This is a genomic window from Corynebacterium sp. KPL2734, from assembly GCF_040225595.1.
Classification (GTDB): domain Bacteria; phylum Actinomycetota; class Actinomycetes; order Mycobacteriales; family Mycobacteriaceae; genus Corynebacterium; species Corynebacterium rhinophilum.
On sequence record NZ_JBEHFO010000006.1, the window covers coordinates 116,643 to 132,537 of the forward strand.

Here is a 15,895-nt window from a genome sequence, read left to right on the forward strand (position 1 = left end):
CACATTCTCCTCTGGGATTGAACAGGGAGAATGTGCTTTTTATATTGGCCTAATAAGCCGCAGTGTGGGCTTAGTCGAGCAGCTGGGCAACGCTATCGGGGTCGGCATCGGAAAGCATCTGGCGGATGCGGTCGTACTCATTGTCCTCGCCAATGGCCTCAGCTGCGCGTCCGAGGGCGGCAATGGCGCGCAGGACACCCTGGTTGGGCTCGTGGGAGAAGGGGACTGGGCCCCAGCCCTTCCAGCCGTTGCCGCGCAGGCGGTCCAAGCTGCGGTGGTAGCCGGTGCGGGCATAGGCATAAGCGGTGATGTACTCGTTGGGGTCCGCGCCCTCGAGCTTGTCGAGCTCCTGCTCCGCGAGCATGGCCCATAGCAACGGGGAATCTGGGTGGTCTACGATGCCGGCCGCAGGTGCGGCCGCGTCCTTGGTGCCGGGATCGGCGGGCAACTTTATAGGTTCTGGGGCAAGCATGTCTTTCATTTCCATAAGACACACTCTAGCGATGCTCATGCGGGCCTACCAGAAATCAGAAACGTAAAGCCCAAAAGAATAGAGCGCGCGGCGCACCACCGGCAGGGACAGCCCGATGACAGAAGAAGGATCGCCGTCGATGCTATCGATAAACCAGCCGCCCATGGCCTCCAAGGTAAACGCGCCTGCGCACTCCAAGGGCTCGCCGCTGCGGGCGTAGGCCTCGATATCGGTGGCAGAAGCCTCCGCGAACCGGATGGTCGTGGTGGAGGTTTCCACGTGGCGCTGCGTGCCAAAAATCAGGCAATGGCCGGTAAGCAGCCGCGCGGTGCGGCCTGCCTGTTGGTGCCAGCGCTCGATGGTGGCCTCGACGGTGTGCGGTTTGCCTTGCAATTGGCCATCCAATAGCAGCATGGAATCGCCGCCAATAACCGGCTCGTCGGGGTACCGGGAAGCGACCTTCTCGGCCTTGGCGGTGGCAAGCTTCGCCACGGTATCGGCAGGCGAGTGCCCCGCCAATTGGGCTTCTAGGGCGCGCTCGTCAATATCGGCGGGCTCGAGCACCGGTTCCACCCCGGCCCCGCGCAGGATGGAGGCGCGCGAGGGCGACTGTGAGGCCAAAATGAGGCGCATTAGTAATACCGCACGGTGTGGAAGGCAGAAGGATTAAAGACGCGCTGCGCGCCGTAGTGGTCGAAACGCTCACCGGGCCTGCCCCAGTGGTTGCGATCCCCAAAGGCGCCGGAATGGTCCTTTTGCATCTGCTTGAGCACCGTCGATAGCGCGGCGCGCTCTTCTTCCGTGGGGTTTCCCTTCAGGACTTTGATTTCGGGTTCAGACATCTTTTCCTAAACAGTTCCGTGCTTCTTTGGTACCTGTGCCACGACCTTGCGCTCTAGCAGGCGCAGACCTTCAACCAGGTAGTGGCGTGTAGCGGAAGGCTCGATGACATTATCGGCCAGCCCGCGCTCGGCGGCGGCGTAGGGGTGCAAGAAAAGCTCGTCCATTTCTTCCTGCTTGTCCGCATCGCCGTAGATGGCCAGCGCGGTTTGGGCTGCTTCGGCGACGGCGATTTCTGCGGTCGGCCAGGCATAGACCAAATCCGCGCCCAGATCCTTAGACCCCATAAACGCGTAGGCTGGGCCAATGGCCTTGCGGGTGACCACCGTAAGCTTGCCGACGCTCGCTTCCGCCTGCGCATACGCAAACCCCGCTGCCCGGCGCAGGAGACCGGCCTTTTCTTCCTCCGGCGTGGAGACAAAACCGGGCGAGTCCACGAACTCGATGATCGGCGTATTGAAGGCATCGCACAGGCGCACAAAACGCGCCGCTTTTTCCACCGCGGCTGAATCCAGCGCGCCATTGAGGGACAGCGGTTGGTTGGCAACGATGCCCACAGCGCGGCCATCCACGAAGGTAAAGCCCGTGATGATATTGGGCGCGGCCTCTGCCGAAAGCTCAAAGAAGGAGCCCTTATCGACGACCGCGTTGACCACCTCGCGCATGTCATAGGCATCCGCTGCTGAATCCGGGATGACGGAATCCAGATCAAACTCGGCGACCTCGCGCGTATCGATGCGCGTTGCCTCGGCGCGGTTATTAGCCGGCAGGTAAGCCAGTACGTCGCGGACCAAGGCGAGGGCTGCTTGCTCGCTTGGGGCGCTGAGCTGCGCGGTGCCCGATTGCGTGTGGACTGCGGCACCGCCAAAGGTGTCCGGTTCCGCTTGGGCCACGTCGCTGGCTGCCTGGTGCAGGCTGGTGCCGTGGGTGACAATGAGGACATCGGCAAGCGTGGGCGCAAATGCCGCAATGCCGCTGGTATCCCCGGCCACCACGGAGATCTGCGGGATAAGACCGGAGGCCTCGGTCGCGCGGGCGAGGATGCGGGCGTAGCCAGCCAGCGTGACGATGCCCTCTTGTACGCGCGGGCCGGTGGAATCATAGATGCCCACGATGGGCACGCCGGTTTTCAGCGCAAGGTCATAGACCTTGGTGAGCTTTTCCGCATAAACCTCACCCATCGTGCCGTCAAAGACGGTGGCATCCTGGCTGAAGATGCACACGCGACGCCCATCGATCGTGCCGTAACCGGTCACGATGCCATCGGTGTACGGGCGATCGTGCTCGCGGCCAAAGTCGGTGGAGCGGTGGCGGGCTAGTGCATCGGTTTCTACAAAGGAACCCTCATCGAGCAGCTGATTCACGCGAGTGCGGGAGGCTGGCTCGCCTTCCCCCAACGGCGCGCGGGACTCGGCGAGCTTGTTGTCCAGGTCCTTAATCTTGCCAGCGGTGGTCTTCAGGTCAGTCATAGGCGCTGAGTTTACTAGTGGAAGGCCAAAGATGCGGAAATCGTGCGGTTTGGGCATCGTCACAGTGTCGGTGGCGGCGCGCTATCGGTGCGGCATTAGCGCGACCGGAGTATCTGCCAGGCATTAGGAAATATTAGCCCCCCCTTTATGGGGGTAAGGGTGAAATGTGTTGTGCAGCGTTCGTTACCGGTAAGGGGCGTTTTCCCACCGTAACGACGATAAATGCCATAAAGAGAGATAGCTGTAACTGTTGAGGAGCTATAACGAAGAGCTTAATATCAGCTGTGTCTTCATGAATTTTTCTCGTATCCTTAAACAACCACAAGGACGGTCTTCTGGTGATTTCAAAGGGACTGCGACTTGTCGCGCCGCTTGCCATCGCGATACTTCTCGCGCCCGCGGCACATGCGCGCGATATTCCCCCGATGCCACAGGCATATCCCATTACCAACCTCTATAAAAGCTGCAGCGCCGCCGGAGATAACACCGAACGCGAATGGCGGTTTGCTGAAACAGGACGTCGCTACATGAGCGACGGAACCTTGCAATTCAAAAACACCACCGACCAGGAGGTGCCGTACACCGCAGAGGTAGAAACCGGCACCAATCACGAAATTGATGCCAACTCCAAGGCCAAGTTGCCTTCTGGTTGGGACACCACCGCCAAATCCGATATTGGCCTAAAAATGGCCAATGGCTGGCGAGATAAAGAAACCTTCGGGCCCGTCAAACTCAAGCCGGGTGAATCCTTCCGCGTGGAATACGGCGTGGTGGAAAAGGACTTTATTTCCATGTTCGTCGGCTGCAATGATGACCGCCTCGAAAACATTCCCGGCGCCAACGTCATCCGCGGTAAAGGCCCAGCAGAGCGCTATGCCTTTGCCTATATCATCAAGGCCGATGGATCCGTATCGGACCTGGCAATGGAAATTCCGTCTCGATCCGGCAGCACTAATTCTAAGCCCATCGAAGGTAGCTACACTGCGGTTTCTGGCCCCAGCTTGGAAAAGATTGCTGATCCGAACAAAGACGAGATCATGCAACCAGCCGCTGAACCCCAACGCGATCCTGCTTGGCCCAAGGAAGGCGAAAAGTGCGAAGCCAACGATAACTCCTGGTATCCGCTGGATATCACCGCGGTGAAGCCAACCTTCCGCAAGCCCGGTTATTCCACCGACTTCCTCAACTGGTCTCAGGGCGACTATGAATTTGCTCCGGTAACGGACTTCGTGGTTGGTGCCCAGCACGATCCATATACCAATTGGCGAGGCAATAGGGGCGATATCCCTCAGGGGTGGCTCGAGTCCGTGGGCGCCATCAAGCGTGCCTACATGCCGGTCGGTACTGAACTCAAACATGTAAACCTTGCACCCGGAGAGCGCGTTCGCGTGGAGTACGGCACCACCATGACCCGTATCAACTATCGCGAAGTGCACTGCGGAAAATCCGGCAAGTACGACCTCACCTCGAACTATAAACAGACCACCGCCCCGAGCGGTTTCTGGGCCGAAGCCACAATCACTTCCAAAGACGGCAGTACCCGCACCGTAGACGTCACCCCTGACGAATACCGCGATCTGCCCGTACCCACCCAAACCATCTACTAACTACCTGCTAGGAGTACATCTCATGCGCATTTCCAAGATTGCGTCCACTACCGCGGCTTTAGCCGTTGCCGCCGGCGTATTCGCTGCCCCAGCCGCCAATGCATTGCCGCAGCGCGACCTGGGCCCAGCAAACCCCACCACGATTGGTGAACGTTGCGCCAATCCTGGCGATACCGGCCAGACCATTGATATTAAGCGCACCTATTTCGACGGTTCCGCCGGTACCTGGACCGTTTCCAACTACAACGACGAGCCGCTTCCCGTAACCCGCTCCATCAAGGAAACCAAGTCCAAGACCTGGAACGTTTCTGCTGGTGTGGACTTCAAGCTGTTGGATCTGATTCACTTCACCTTCTCCTCCAGCTACACCTCTAGCCAGACCTACGAGGTAGGCGAGCAGGTTGGCCCATACGATATCGCCCCGGGTAAGACTGCCGTGCTGAAGGCTGGTTGGGTAGTCTCTGACTTCGAGGGTCAAAAGACGGTGTGCGGTTCCGACCACACCTGGCAGGCCAATGGCGGTAAATTTACCGCAACTCTGCCCAAGGAACGCCACGTCGCAGTCTCCACCCGTGATAACAACGATTGGGGTTAAACCGTGAAGGTGAAGTCCATCGCTAGTGCAATCGCAGCGCTGAGCTTGGTGGCCGTTCCCGTAGCCCATGCCTCTGACTTTGGCGGAGACTTTGAACTTCCCCAGCGCTGGAACGATGACTTTAAGCCCGGCACGCATTGCGCAACGCCGGGGGAGAACTCAACTTATGTCACCGCGAAGCGCCGCTGGTTCAAGCAAACCGATGCCGCCAGCGTGGCAAATCACAATGCTGAGCCGGTGCCGGTCAAACACACCGTATCCAAAGCGCGGACGGAAACCGTTGAGGTTTCCGGCTCCGTGCAGGGAGAGGGAGATTTGGCCAAGATCTTGACTAAGACCTACGGATTCAACTATGTAAGCGAACAACACTGGAAGATTAACCAGGTAGTTGGTCCATATACCTTGCCTGCAAATTCCCAAGGCAAGTTGGTGTGGGGCTTTACCATGCTGGATACCGATGGCCAGGATGTGCGCTGCAACCGAGATCAAGTATGGGAAACGGTAGGAAAACCATATTCGGCCACTGTCCCTGAAGCTCGCTATTCCGAGCTGCGCTTAGAAGACGCTCCGGACTGGAGTTAGTTCATCAGAAAATGAGCCCAGCCGCGCCCTGTGAATGGAGGTGTGGAGCTGGGCTCATTTTTCTGGCAGCTACATTGCCTTATTAGAAGTGCATCCTCTAAAGTGCATCCTCTGAAGTGCATCCTCCAAAGTGCAGGGTCCTCTGCAACATTTGAGGAAGATTTGCAATATCTGAGGGCCGGGTTTGCTCAGTTATCGCAGTGGAGGATGCACAAATTGCAAAAGCAGGCCCATCCACCGGCATGGCTAGCCCATCCACCGGCATGACTGGCCGTGCAGCGGTCATGACGGGCCAAAGACAGCCGCTCTAGGCCGGCAACCAGGCGTATCCGTAAGGCCCGAGCTCGACGGGGCCTAGGTCAACGGAGCGGTCGCTGAAATTGTGCAGGCACAACAGGTTGCCGCGCTGGTAACCGAGCACGCTTTCCTTACCGGTTTCCACTGGCTCGCAGGGTGCCGTTCCCAGGTCGGGGTGCGCGTGGCGCTCCGTGATCATGGTGCGCACGCTGTGCAGCAGGGAAGTGGCATCGTTGAGCTGGGATTCCACGGACGTGCCGCCGACGATGGGTAGCCGCGCTGGGGTGCGGGCGCTAAAGCCCGCGGTTTCGCTATCGTCCCACTGCATGGGGGTGCGAACGGCATAACGATCCGGCAAAGAGGTGTCATCGAGCATGCCGATTTCATCGCCATAATAAATAAATGGCGCTCCCGGCAGGGTCATCAGCAGCGAAAACATCAGCTCCACCTTGCGGCGGTCCCCACCCATCAACGGCATGAGCCGCCTGGCGATGCCCACATGCGCCCGCATGCCTTCCTCTGGCAGGTAGGTCTGATACATCAGCTCACGGACATCATCGTCAACCATTTCCAAGGTCAATTCGTCGTGGTTGCGCAGGAAGGTACCCCACTGGCAGCCCTCGGGCAGCGGCGGTAGTTGGTCGAGGATGTCGTAGACGGGGGTGGCATCGCCAAGCGCGAGCGCCTGGTACAGCCGCGGCATGACCGGGAAGTTGAAGACCATGTGGAAGCGGTTGCCGGAGCCGTAGAACTCCATGGTCTCCTTGGGCGGCTGGTTGGCCTCCGCAATGAGGACGGCCTCGGGATAGTGGGTATCCATAAAGGAGCGAATCTTTTCCACGAACTCCACCGTCTCCGGCAGGGATTCGCCGCCGAGCTCATCGCGCTCGAAGAGGTACGCAATGGCATCGAGGCGCAGGCCATCAAGGCCTTTGTCCATCCAGAAGGACAAGATATTAAAGACCTCGTCCTGCACGTCCGGGTTATCGTAATTGAGATCCGGCTGGTGGGAGTAGAAGCGGTGGAAATAGTATTGCTGGCGCTCCTCATCCCAGGTCCAGTTGGAGGTCTCAACGTCCGTGAAGATGACGCGGATTTCGGGGTAGCGCTCGGGATCATCGCCCCAGACGTAGAAATCCCCAAACGGGCCATCCGGATCGGAGCGCGAAGCCTGGAACCACGGGTGGTCGGAGCTGCTGTGGTTGAGCGCCAGGTCCGTCATGATGCGCATATCGCGGCGGTGCAATTCCTCAACCAGTTCCTCGAAATCCGCCATCGTGCCGTAATCGGGGTGGATGGAGTAATAATCGGCGATATCGTAGCCGTCATCGCGCAGCGGAGAGGCATAAAACGGCGAGAGCCAGAGGCAGTCCACGCCCAACCACTGGAGGTAATCCAGCTTGTCGATGACCCCGCGCAGCGTACCGATGCCCTTATTTTCGGCCTCGTTATTGCCAGAGTCCTTAAAGGAGCCCACTAGGGCTTGATAGAAGACGGCGTTGTGGTACCAGCTCATTGCAGATCCTTTCTTTTTGCCCGCCACGCAAGGTAGGTCAGTGCGCACAGCGCGCCGGCCACTAGGCCGGGCCATACGGCGGGAGAGTCTTCAAATAGGTTCACCGCGGCTTGGATAACCGCAAGACACGCGAAGAAGCCGAGGAATCCGAGGATCGAATCCCACAGCAGGGACCGGCGCATTAGGCCTTGACACCTCCTGCGGTGAGCCCGGCGACGATGCGGTGCTGGAAAATGAGCACCATGATGATAAGCGGAATGGTCACCAATGCACCAGCCGCCATGGTCGCGGCATAAGGGTACTCGAAGGCCGAGGGGCCAGAGAAACGGGCGATGGCCACTGTGACCGGCTCGGTACTCGTAGTGGACAGCTGCTTGGCCAACATGAATTCATTCCACGTGGTGATAAAGGCGATGATCGCGGTGGTAAACAGCGCCGGCGCGGCCAGCGGCAGGAGGACGAGGCGGAAGGCCTGGGCGCGCGAAGCGCCGTCCACGCGGGCGGCCTCCTCAAGCTCCCACGGCAGCTGCCGGAAAAAGCTGAGCAGGGTATAGACCGTCAGCGGCAGGGCGAAGGAGATATTTGGGATGATCATCGCGCGGTAGGTGCCGATCCATTCCAAGCGGCCAAAGAGCTGGAAGAGCGGAGTAACCAGCGCGATGGCAGGGAACATGGAGGCCGCCAAAATGATGCCGGTGACGATGCCCTTGCCGGGAAAGTCATAACGGGAGAGCGCATAGGCGGTAAATACGCCGACTAAGACGGCTACCGCGGTGGTCGCGAGCGAGATGAACAGCGAATTGCCCAGCGCGCCGAGGAAGTCATTGCCCTTATCCGTTGCCAGGGCATCGCGGAAATTATCGAGCGTGATATGCGTTGGCCAGGGCGTGGTATCAAAGGTGAATTCCTGGCTGCGCAGGGCGGTGACCACCATCCAATAAAAAGGGGCAAGGCCCCAGAACATGATAAAGATAATGCCCGCGTAGTGTCCGAATTTACGCATTACTTTGCACCCTTTCTGCCGGAGACATCCGCGCCGAGGAAGCGGATGAGGATGAAGGCGACGAAGAAGATGAGCAAGAAGATAAGGGTGGATAGCGCCGAGGCGGAATTGAAGTTACCTTGGCGCATATCTTCCACCACCAGCTGGGAAATGGTGGCGGTAGGGGAGTTGGAAGAACTCGAAATCATGATGACGGGAAGGTCATACATGCGCAGTGCATCCAGGGTGCGGAAGAGCACGGCCACCATCAGGGCTGGGCGCACTAGCGGCAGGGTGATGCGGAAGAAGGTTTGGATGCGGTTAGCGCCATCGACGCGCGCGGCATCGTAGACATCCTTGGGGATCATCTGCAGGCCAGCCAGGATGAGCAGGGCCATAAACGGCGCGGTCTTCCACACGTCTGCGATGATGACGGCAAAGCGCGCATAAAACGGGTCCGTGGTCCAGGCGATATCCGCGCCCAGCAAGGAATTGACTATGCCGTCCGGGGCGAACATGAACTGCCACAGCTTGGCCGTCACGGCGGTAGGAATGGCCCAGGGGATAAGCACGGCGGCGCGCACTAAGCCGCGGCCGCGGTACTCGCCGTTCATGATGATGGCCATGAACATGCCGAGAATGGTTTCTAGGGCGACCGTGACCACGGTGAAAAACAGCGTGATTTTTACGGCGGGCCAGAAGTCGGTGGCGATAACTCCGGGCGGGCACGTCGTGATTTCACCCGCACCGGACACACAGCGGTTATTGATCCAGTACAGGTAATTGTCTAAGCCGGCGAAACCGCCTTCTTCAAAGAGACCCGTTTTGGGGTTGAGCTGCCGGTTTCCCTGGAAAGACAGGATGACCGCGCGCACGATGGGATAGCCGATGATAATGCCCAGCACGATGAGCGCCGGGGCGATCAGCGCGGCCGGGCGCCCGAAATTGGCAAACCTGGAGGTGCTAGAGGCGCGCTTGGGCTTTTTCGATCGAGGGTGCTTCTGTTGCGTCGGCGAAGTGGTGACCACGGGAGTTCGCCTTTCTGATTCAGATGATTTCTAGTGCGCTAGATTCTATCCCCAACTGGGACGGGAAAACCACAAAGGGTGAGGCAGTGGCATATGCGCCTTCCTCACCCATTTGTGTACTAGCGGTTCGCTATATATTTCTCGCTTTTCAGCATGCTCCCTGCCCGTAGGATACGAGGTCCAGGGAGGGCTTCTTTAACCCTGCGAAGCAGAATCGATGGCCGCCTTCATATCGGAGGTGGCATCCTCGACGGACTTGCCATCGGTAAGCGCGGCATAAGCGTTGTCCTGAATGGCCTTAGAGATGGCGGAATAGAACGGCGATACCGGACGCGGTGCGGCGTTTTCCAGGGATTCCTTCAGCGCTGGCAAGTAGGGGAATTCCTCCTGCAACTGTGGGTCATCGTAGATGGAGGAAAGAACCGGCGGGAAGGACTGCTCAGCAAAGGACTTCTGGTTCTCCTCATTGATGATGAAGTTCATGAAGTCCAGGGCGGTGCCCTTGTTCTTGGAATTGATGTTGATGCCGTTGTTGTAGCCGCCCAACGTGGACACGCCAACGCCATCCTTGCCCAGCGGTGCCTGGACCTCAACGTCAATGCCGGCATCTACGGCATTGGTGTACATGTAGGGCCAGTTCACTGCGAAGGCGGTCTTGCCTTCGGTGAAGGCCATGTTGGTCTCTTCCTCGGTGGCGGCGGTGGAGTCCTTGGAGATGATTTCGCCTTCATAAGCATCCACCATGGCCTGCAGGCCTTCCTGGGCTTCCTTGGAGTCGACGGTGGCATTGCCGTCATCGTCAAGCACCGAGCCACCCCAGCCCTCCATGAAGCCGGCGGTGTTCAAAGCCAAGCCCTCGTACTGCTTGAGCTGGGTGGTTAGGCAATTCTTGCCGTCTTCCAGGGCCTTGCAGGCGGATTCGAGGTCAGCGAATTTCTCCGGGGTAGCGTCCGCGAGCTCAGTATTGCGGAAGAGGAGCTGGCCGTTGGTGTTTTGCGGGAGCGCATACAGCACGTCGTTGTAGGTGGCCGATTCCACGGTGGCGGGCAAGAGCTCCGAGGTATCGGTCTCGAAGTCACCGTTAAGCGGCTGGAGCCACTGGTTGGCGGCGAATTCCGCGGTCCAGACCACGTCGAGGGCCATGACATCGTAGTCATCATTGCCAGCCTGGAGGGACTGCACCAGGGTTTCGCGCTGGGCATCGGCCTCGCCCGCGAGCTCCTTGAGGGTGACCTTTTCATCCGGATTTTCTTCATTCCACTTATCGATGATGGGAGTGATCTTATCCGTGTCGTTCTTGCCCATGGCAAAGGTGATGGGGCCGTGGGAGTCAGCGCCGGAACCGGATGCGGAGCCGTCCGCGTTATCTGCACCGTCGTCAGACGTGGAGCAGCCTGCCAGCGCCAATACTGCCGTGGTGGCGACTGTGGTGCGAATGAAGTACTTCTTCATGGGAATTCACCTTTCAGAAAGCTTGGGTGTTCCTTAAAAATAATTTACAAACACCGCGCGCAGAATAGATTTTGATTATTCACCTCTAAATGGGGGGTAATTTAGGAGGTGGAGATACGTCGCCCGGTTTCTGGGTCAAAGCGGTGTGCAGCGCTTGCATCAAAGGTCAATACAACCTCCTCACCGCGCTGCGGCGGGGTGCCTTCACACCGGGCCACGAACCGTGCGCTACTCACCGTGGCGTAGATAAAGGATTCGGAACCCAACTCTTCAACCAGGTCGACCACGCCGCGCAGTCCCTCAGCCCCCTCATTGAGGTGCATATTTTCCGGGCGCACCCCCAGGCGCTCGCCGTTGTGGTCAAAGATATTCATTGCAGGCGAACCAATAAAGCCGGCGACGAACTCGTTGGCCGGTTTCGCATAAAGTTCGCGCGGCGGGGCAACCTGTTGCAATTCGCCATCTTTCAGCACCGCGACTCGGTGCCCCAGCGTCATGGCCTCGACCTGGTCGTGGGTGACATAGACCGTGGTGGTACCAAGGCGCTGCTGCAGGCTCGCAAGCTCCGTACGGGTTTGCACGCGCAGCTTCGCATCCAGGTTAGAGAGCGGCTCATCCATGAGGAAGGCCTTAGGGTTGCGCACAATGGCACGGCCCATGGCAACGCGCTGGCGCTGACCGCCCGAGAGGTCCTTGGGCTTGCGCTTAAGGAACTCGCTCAACCCCAGCATCTCTGCGGCTTCCTGGACCTTTTGCTTGATTTCAGCCTTGGGGAGCTTCGCCAGCTTGAGCGAAAAGCCCATGTTTTCTTCCACCGAAAGGTGCGGGTAGAGCGCATAATTTTGAAAAACCATCGCAATATCGCGATCACCCGGTTCAAGGCCCGTGACATCCGTATCATCGATGAGAATCCGGCCACTAGACGTTGGTTCAAGGCCGGCCAGCGCGCGCAGCGTCGTGGACTTGCCGCAGCCAGAAGGGCCCACCAAAACGAGGAACTCGCCGTCCGCGATTTCTAGGTCCAATTCCTTCACGGTGGGCGCCGCCGCGCCGGGGTAAGTGATATTTACCTTTTCAAAAGTGACCTTTGCCATGCGCAACACACTAGCACCACCAGCGGACGGTATCTTGGAATCTATGACTGCACTTGATAAGCACCGCATCCGCACCGCCCTGGCAGAGGACTTCACCACCATCGATTTTGTGGATCAGACCGGTTCCACCAATACCGATCTGATGCAGGCCATCAATGTCACCGATGGCACCGTGCTGCTTGCCGATGAGCAGTTGTCCGGCAAAGGCCGCCTCGGCCGGGCGTGGACGGCACCGGCCGGCTCCCAAGTGATCTTTTCCGTGCTGCTCTTGCCCGATTCCCTTGATTACTTGGGCACGCTTCCGCTGGCTGCGGGCCTAGCCGTGACCGATTCCATCGAGGGCTCCGTGCTGAAGTGGCCGAATGATGTGCATATCGATGGCAATAAACTCTGCGGCATCCTTGCCGAGGCCGGTCCCGTGGGCCAAGCCTTCAAGTCCGCACCGAAGACCGAGGTCAATAAGGCAGAGCTCAATAAGACTGAGTTGAACAAGGCTGAAGTCAACAAAGCTGAAGTCAATAAAGCCGAGGTAAATAAGGCCGTCGGCGGGCAGGCGCCCTCTGCGCGCGTGGTCGTAGGCATGGGTATTAATGTCACGCTCAGCCGCGAGGAATTGCCCATTGAAAAGGCCACCTCGTTGGCTCTGGAAGGCCGCGATACCGACCGCACCGAGCTGGCCATTACCGTGCTGAAAAACCTGCGCCGCCGCATTACGCAGTGGGAGAACCAGGATCCGCAGCTTATGCAGGATTACCGCGCGGTGTGCTCATCCATTGACCAGGAGGTGCGGCTGGAGACCCCGACTGGCGATGTTATCGGCCGCGTTGAGGGCATTGGTGAGGACGGCCGCATTAACGTCGCAGGCGAGTACTACTCCGCCGGTGACGTGACGCATCTGCGTCCGGCGCGATAGGCGCCGCACGTTAGATGTCGCACGATCGGCGCCGCGCGATAGTCGCCGCGCGATAGGTATCGCGCGGCAGGCGACGCGCAGCAGGCGTCGGGTGGTAGTTCGCGCAGTCCGAGAAGCGCTGCCTCGCACTGGTACTATCCATGGCTATGGGATTGATGAAGATGGGCCAAGGCGAGGTCAAGCGCGCGGATGTATCCGCGCCATTTCGCGCGCTCGTTTTCCCATTTCTGGAGCTCATCCTCATTACTGGCGTGCTGTGGATTGCCATCGGCTGGTGCGATGCCCAGGGAGTAGAACCCATGCTGCGCAATGGACTCGTCGTTTTGTGGGCTGGGCTGAGCACGTGGCGCTTCCTTATTCCTTTATATAAGGCCCGCCGCAAGCGGTTCATCGTGACCAACCGCCGCGTCATCGTGCGGGAGGGCCGCCACATCGATTCAATTCCGCTGGAAGATATTCGCGGCGCCCGCAAGCGCCGCGGCGGTATCTCCATTGCACTCAACGGTTGGGACAGGGCCATGTATTTTCCCACCGTAGCCAAGTCAAAGCAGGTAGCAGAGATTATTAATGATCGCCCTTGGTTTTAACCTCGGTGGAGTGCAATTGCTTATCAAGATCCTCCGGTGCGAGGTTAGCGGTGCTGAATTCTTGGGTCAGCGGCAGGCGCAGTTCTAGATCGGAACCGGGGCAGAGCTCGATTTTCGCCTCATCCACGGTGTAATCCAGCACATGTCCGCCGGATTGCCGCGCGGCGTCGATAAAGTGCACGTGGCATCCTGGCACCGAAATCCCGCGCTCGTACACGGGAGTGCGGAAGCCGCCGATGACTCCTTCGACATCGCTAAAGTGCAGCTCTTTATCGCCGCCGACCGCCTTGGTCATTGGGGGATAGGGCTTGGTTTGTTTGACCACGGTGCGCGTGGTGACCTCAGAGAACCTGCCCGTGATACGGACCGCGTACATGTAGTTGGCGGAAGGTTCCACCTCATCGATGAAGGCGGAAAGCTCGTCGCGGCGCAGGCCCCGTGGGGCATCGACAAGAATGCGCGGCACAAAGTTGGTGGCCACGGCATAAGGGGTTTGCTGGTCCAAGTCCGCAACCCGTGCGGAGCCATCGCCGCGCAGTTGGTAGCAGGTCCCGTCCAGGATAATCATTTCACCATCGAGGCCATTAAAGGTACCGATGCCGAAATTGCCCTTTCCTAGCAGCTCAGAGATGGTCATCTCGCCGTCATAAATGCCATCAAGGAGGGCGCTCATGAGGGAGTTCTGGAAGATCGAATGACGGGTAAACATGGTATCCAAGCTAATATTGTGGGCGTGAGTGTCTCAAAACCTATTGTAACTGTCTGTGGCGATGGTCAGCTGGCGCGCATGATGCAGCCTGCCGCCGCTGAACTCGATATTCATCTGCGGATTCTTGCTGGTAGCCCGGATTCTTCGACCGCGCAGGTCACCCCGGACATCGTGGTGGGCGATTACCACAAGTACGAGGATCTGCTCGCGGCAGCCCGCGGCGCGGATGCGGTTACCTTCGAGCATGAGCATGTGCCCAATGAGCATTCCGCCGCGCTTATCGATGCCTCCTTTAACGTCCAGCCCCAGCCCAGCGCCCTGCGCTATGCCCAGGACAAGCTGGACATGCGGGAAAAGCTCTCCGCACTGGGGGCGCCCGTTCCGCGGTTTAGCGCAATCGAATCCGTTGCTGATGCCCGCGCGTTTTTTGATGCCGTAGACGGGCGCGTTTGCCTCAAGGCCCGCCGCGGTGGCTATGACGGCAAGGGCGTGTGGTTTCCTTCGGATGCCGATCTCGATCAGCTCGTCGCCGAGCTATTAGATGCCGACACGCCGCTCATGGCCGAAGAGAAGGTGGATCTGACCCGCGAGCTGTCCATCTTGGTAGCGCGCCGCCCATCCGGTGAAGCCAAGGTCTGGCCCATTACCCAGTCCCGCCAGGCAAACGGCATCTGTGCCGAGGCCATCGCGCCCGCGCCCGATCTCTCGCCTGAGCTGACCGAACGCGCCTCTGCGCTGGGGCTAAGCATTGCCGAATCCCTCGGCGTGACCGGCGTGCTAGCCGTGGAACTTTTCGCTTTTAACGGTGAGAATGGCGAGGACATCTCCGTCAATGAATTGGCCATGCGCCCGCACAATACCGGCCACTGGACCCAGGATGGCTGCGTGACCTCGCAGTTCGAACAGCACCTGCGCGCCGTACTCGACCTGCCCTTGGGTGCGGTGGACGCCCTAGCCCCGGTGACCGTTATGGCAAATGTTCTCGGCGCGGACGAAGATCCCAGGATGCCTATGCCGCAGCGCGTGCGCGAGGTCATGGAACGCTACCCGCACGCCAAGATTCACCTGTACGGCAAGGACCACCGCGCTGGCCGCAAGATCGGCCACGTCAATGTCGCTGGTACATCACTCGATGAGACCCGCGATGCCGCCCGCCAGGCCGCGCACTTTCTCATGCACGCAACGTGGGCATAACTCTTAAAACCTAGAAAGGACATTATGGAACCGCAGGTAGGAATCATCATGGGCTCGGATTCGGATTGGCCCACCGTCGAACCCGCCGCGGAAGTCCTCGCGGACTTCGGCATCCCCTTTGAGGTCGGCGTGGTCAGCGCCCACCGCACCCCGGAAAAGATGCTGGCCTACGCCAAGGGAGCGCACTCCCGCGGCCTTAAGGCCATCATCGCCTGTGCCGGTGGCGCCGCTCACCTGCCGGGCATGGTTGCAGCGGCCACGCCGCTGCCCGTTATCGGCATTCCGCGCGCACTCAAGGACCTCGATGGCCTAGACTCCCTGCTTTCTATCGTGCAGATGCCTAGCGGCGTTCCCGTGGCCACCGTCTCCATCGGCGGCGCAAAGAACGCCGGCCTGCTGGCCGCCCGCATCCTGGGCGCCGGAGACCCCGCCCTGCAAAACAAGATGGTCGCCTACCAAGAAAAGATGGCAGAAGAAGTCGAGCAGAAGGATAAGAACCTGCGCTCGAAGCTGCTAGGGGAGTAGGGACGAGCCCCTTTCTTTTTCGGCTGAAAGAGA

The 15,895-nt window shown here is 59.2% G+C and carries 18 protein-coding genes; 7 read left to right on the top strand and 11 right to left on the bottom strand.

Translation table 11 applies throughout. The features are described from left to right. Nucleotides 1-70: 70 nt before the first annotated feature. From ABRP88_RS05930 to ABRP88_RS05945, 4 genes are read right to left on the bottom strand one after another with little or no spacing between them, the layout of a single operon-like run. Nucleotides 71-487 (bottom strand): DUF3151 domain-containing protein, encoded by a 417-nt coding sequence (locus ABRP88_RS05930; RefSeq protein ID WP_349836602.1) that lies wholly within the window; start codon nucleotides 485-487, stop codon nucleotides 71-73. A gap of 30 nt (nucleotides 488-517) precedes the next feature. Next, nucleotides 518-1,105, bottom strand: coding sequence for a Maf family protein (locus ABRP88_RS05935; RefSeq protein WP_349836603.1), 588 nt, complete (start codon nucleotides 1,103-1,105; stop codon nucleotides 518-520). After that, entirely contained in the window at nucleotides 1,105-1,314 is a 210-nt protein-coding gene (locus tag ABRP88_RS05940) for an acyl-CoA carboxylase subunit epsilon (RefSeq protein ID WP_284628984.1), read from the bottom strand. Before ABRP88_RS05940 ends, ABRP88_RS05935 begins: the two co-directional genes overlap by 1 nt. 6 nt (nucleotides 1,315-1,320) lie before the next feature. Beyond that, the gene (locus tag ABRP88_RS05945) at nucleotides 1,321-2,781 is read right to left on the bottom strand and encodes an acyl-CoA carboxylase subunit beta (RefSeq protein ID WP_349836604.1); all 1,461 of its coding nucleotides are present in this window, start codon (nucleotides 2,779-2,781) and stop codon (nucleotides 1,321-1,323) included. A 338-nt stretch (nucleotides 2,782-3,119) separates the two neighbouring features. Here ABRP88_RS05945 and ABRP88_RS05950 point away from each other — a divergent pair, with 338 nt between their 5' ends. From ABRP88_RS05950 to ABRP88_RS05960, 3 genes are read left to right on the top strand one after another with little or no spacing between them, the layout of a single operon-like run. Further along, complete coding sequence (locus tag ABRP88_RS05950) at nucleotides 3,120-4,388, top strand: hypothetical protein (RefSeq protein ID WP_284770083.1); 1,269 nt, start codon at nucleotides 3,120-3,122, stop codon at nucleotides 4,386-4,388. 22 nt (nucleotides 4,389-4,410) lie between these two features. Further along, nucleotides 4,411-4,983 carry a hypothetical protein gene (locus ABRP88_RS05955; protein ID WP_284770082.1) on the top strand — a complete coding sequence of 191 codons (573 nt, stop codon included), beginning with the start codon at nucleotides 4,411-4,413 and terminating at the stop codon, nucleotides 4,981-4,983. Nucleotides 4,984-4,986: 3 nt separating this feature from the next. Continuing rightward, the gene (locus ABRP88_RS05960) at nucleotides 4,987-5,565 is read left to right on the top strand and encodes a hypothetical protein (RefSeq protein ID WP_284770081.1); all 579 of its coding nucleotides are present in this window, start codon (nucleotides 4,987-4,989) and stop codon (nucleotides 5,563-5,565) included. Between the two features lie 307 nt (nucleotides 5,566-5,872). On the opposite strand, the gene ABRP88_RS05965 is transcribed toward ABRP88_RS05960, so the two are convergent. From ABRP88_RS05965 to ABRP88_RS05990, 6 genes are all read right to left on the bottom strand, one after another. Beyond that, nucleotides 5,873-7,378: an alpha-amylase family protein gene (locus tag ABRP88_RS05965; RefSeq protein WP_349836605.1), complete on the bottom strand. Its 1,506-nt coding sequence runs from the start codon at nucleotides 7,376-7,378 to the stop codon at nucleotides 5,873-5,875. Next, nucleotides 7,375-7,560, bottom strand: coding sequence for a hypothetical protein (locus ABRP88_RS05970; protein WP_349836606.1), 186 nt, complete (start codon nucleotides 7,558-7,560; stop codon nucleotides 7,375-7,377). The genes ABRP88_RS05965 and ABRP88_RS05970 overlap by 4 nt, the downstream gene beginning before the upstream one ends. Then, the gene (locus tag ABRP88_RS05975; protein WP_349836607.1) at nucleotides 7,560-8,381 is read right to left on the bottom strand and encodes a carbohydrate ABC transporter permease; all 822 of its coding nucleotides are present in this window, start codon (nucleotides 8,379-8,381) and stop codon (nucleotides 7,560-7,562) included. The genes ABRP88_RS05970 and ABRP88_RS05975 overlap by 1 nt, the downstream gene beginning before the upstream one ends. Beyond that, nucleotides 8,381-9,388: a carbohydrate ABC transporter permease gene (locus ABRP88_RS05980; protein ID WP_349836608.1), complete on the bottom strand. Its 1,008-nt coding sequence runs from the start codon at nucleotides 9,386-9,388 to the stop codon at nucleotides 8,381-8,383. The genes ABRP88_RS05975 and ABRP88_RS05980 overlap by 1 nt, the downstream gene beginning before the upstream one ends. A 195-nt stretch (nucleotides 9,389-9,583) precedes the next feature. Beyond that, entirely contained in the window at nucleotides 9,584-10,840 is a 1,257-nt protein-coding gene (locus ABRP88_RS05985; protein WP_349836609.1) for an ABC transporter substrate-binding protein, read from the bottom strand. Between the two features lie 101 nt (nucleotides 10,841-10,941). After that, the gene (locus tag ABRP88_RS05990; RefSeq protein ID WP_349836610.1) at nucleotides 10,942-11,934 is read right to left on the bottom strand and encodes an ABC transporter ATP-binding protein; all 993 of its coding nucleotides are present in this window, start codon (nucleotides 11,932-11,934) and stop codon (nucleotides 10,942-10,944) included. Between the two features lie 43 nt (nucleotides 11,935-11,977). Between ABRP88_RS05990 and ABRP88_RS05995 the strand changes: the two genes are divergently transcribed. Both ABRP88_RS05995 and ABRP88_RS06000 read left to right on the top strand, forming a co-directional pair. Then, nucleotides 11,978-12,847 carry a biotin--[acetyl-CoA-carboxylase] ligase gene (locus ABRP88_RS05995; protein ID WP_349836611.1) on the top strand — a complete coding sequence of 290 codons (870 nt, stop codon included), beginning with the start codon at nucleotides 11,978-11,980 and terminating at the stop codon, nucleotides 12,845-12,847. Between the two features lie 146 nt (nucleotides 12,848-12,993). After that, nucleotides 12,994-13,434: a YdbT family protein gene (locus ABRP88_RS06000; protein ID WP_284851504.1), complete on the top strand. Its 441-nt coding sequence runs from the start codon at nucleotides 12,994-12,996 to the stop codon at nucleotides 13,432-13,434. Here ABRP88_RS06000 and budA read toward each other — a convergent pair. After that, a complete protein-coding gene (gene budA, locus ABRP88_RS06005) occupies nucleotides 13,412-14,143 on the bottom strand; it encodes an acetolactate decarboxylase (RefSeq protein WP_284851505.1) in 732 nt (243 codons plus the stop codon). The two genes, ABRP88_RS06000 and budA, sit on opposite strands and share 23 nt — an antisense overlap. Here budA and ABRP88_RS06010 point away from each other — a divergent pair. Together ABRP88_RS06010 and purE are read left to right on the top strand one after the other, a co-directional pair. Further along, a complete protein-coding gene (locus ABRP88_RS06010; RefSeq protein WP_349836612.1) occupies nucleotides 14,129-15,337 on the top strand; it encodes a 5-(carboxyamino)imidazole ribonucleotide synthase in 1,209 nt (402 codons plus the stop codon). The two genes, budA and ABRP88_RS06010, sit on opposite strands and share 15 nt — an antisense overlap. A gap of 24 nt (nucleotides 15,338-15,361) precedes the next feature. Beyond that, a complete protein-coding gene (gene purE / locus ABRP88_RS06015; protein WP_284781822.1) occupies nucleotides 15,362-15,862 on the top strand; it encodes a 5-(carboxyamino)imidazole ribonucleotide mutase in 501 nt (166 codons plus the stop codon). Nucleotides 15,863-15,895: the final 33 nt, after the last annotated feature.

Coding starts and splice junctions, on each gene's coding strand:
- purE (WP_284781822.1), top strand. CDS start 15,362: ATGGAACCGCAGGTAGGAATCATCATGGGCTCGGATTCGGATTGGCCC.
- ABRP88_RS05955 (WP_284770082.1), top strand. CDS start 4,411: ATGCGCATTTCCAAGATTGCGTCCACTACCGCGGCTTTAGCCGTTGCC.
- ABRP88_RS05935 (WP_349836603.1), bottom strand. CDS start 1,105: ATGCGCCTCATTTTGGCCTCACAGTCGCCCTCGCGCGCCTCCATCCTG.
- ABRP88_RS05970 (WP_349836606.1), bottom strand. CDS start 7,560: ATGCGCCGGTCCCTGCTGTGGGATTCGATCCTCGGATTCCTCGGCTTC.
- ABRP88_RS05965 (WP_349836605.1), bottom strand. CDS start 7,378: ATGAGCTGGTACCACAACGCCGTCTTCTATCAAGCCCTAGTGGGCTCC.
- ABRP88_RS06000 (WP_284851504.1), top strand. CDS start 12,994: ATGGGATTGATGAAGATGGGCCAAGGCGAGGTCAAGCGCGCGGATGTA.
- ABRP88_RS05975 (WP_349836607.1), bottom strand. CDS start 8,381: ATGCGTAAATTCGGACACTACGCGGGCATTATCTTTATCATGTTCTGG.
- ABRP88_RS06010 (WP_349836612.1), top strand. CDS start 14,129: ATGACGGGTAAACATGGTATCCAAGCTAATATTGTGGGCGTGAGTGTC.
- budA (WP_284851505.1), bottom strand. CDS start 14,143: ATGTTTACCCGTCATTCGATCTTCCAGAACTCCCTCATGAGCGCCCTC.
- ABRP88_RS05985 (WP_349836609.1), bottom strand. CDS start 10,840: ATGAAGAAGTACTTCATTCGCACCACAGTCGCCACCACGGCAGTATTG.
- ABRP88_RS05940 (WP_284628984.1), bottom strand. CDS start 1,314: ATGTCTGAACCCGAAATCAAAGTCCTGAAGGGAAACCCCACGGAAGAA.
- ABRP88_RS05930 (WP_349836602.1), bottom strand. CDS start 487: ATGGAAATGAAAGACATGCTTGCCCCAGAACCTATAAAGTTGCCCGCC.
- ABRP88_RS05990 (WP_349836610.1), bottom strand. CDS start 11,934: ATGGCAAAGGTCACTTTTGAAAAGGTAAATATCACTTACCCCGGCGCG.
- ABRP88_RS05995 (WP_349836611.1), top strand. CDS start 11,978: ATGACTGCACTTGATAAGCACCGCATCCGCACCGCCCTGGCAGAGGAC.
- ABRP88_RS05945 (WP_349836604.1), bottom strand. CDS start 2,781: ATGACTGACCTGAAGACCACCGCTGGCAAGATTAAGGACCTGGACAAC.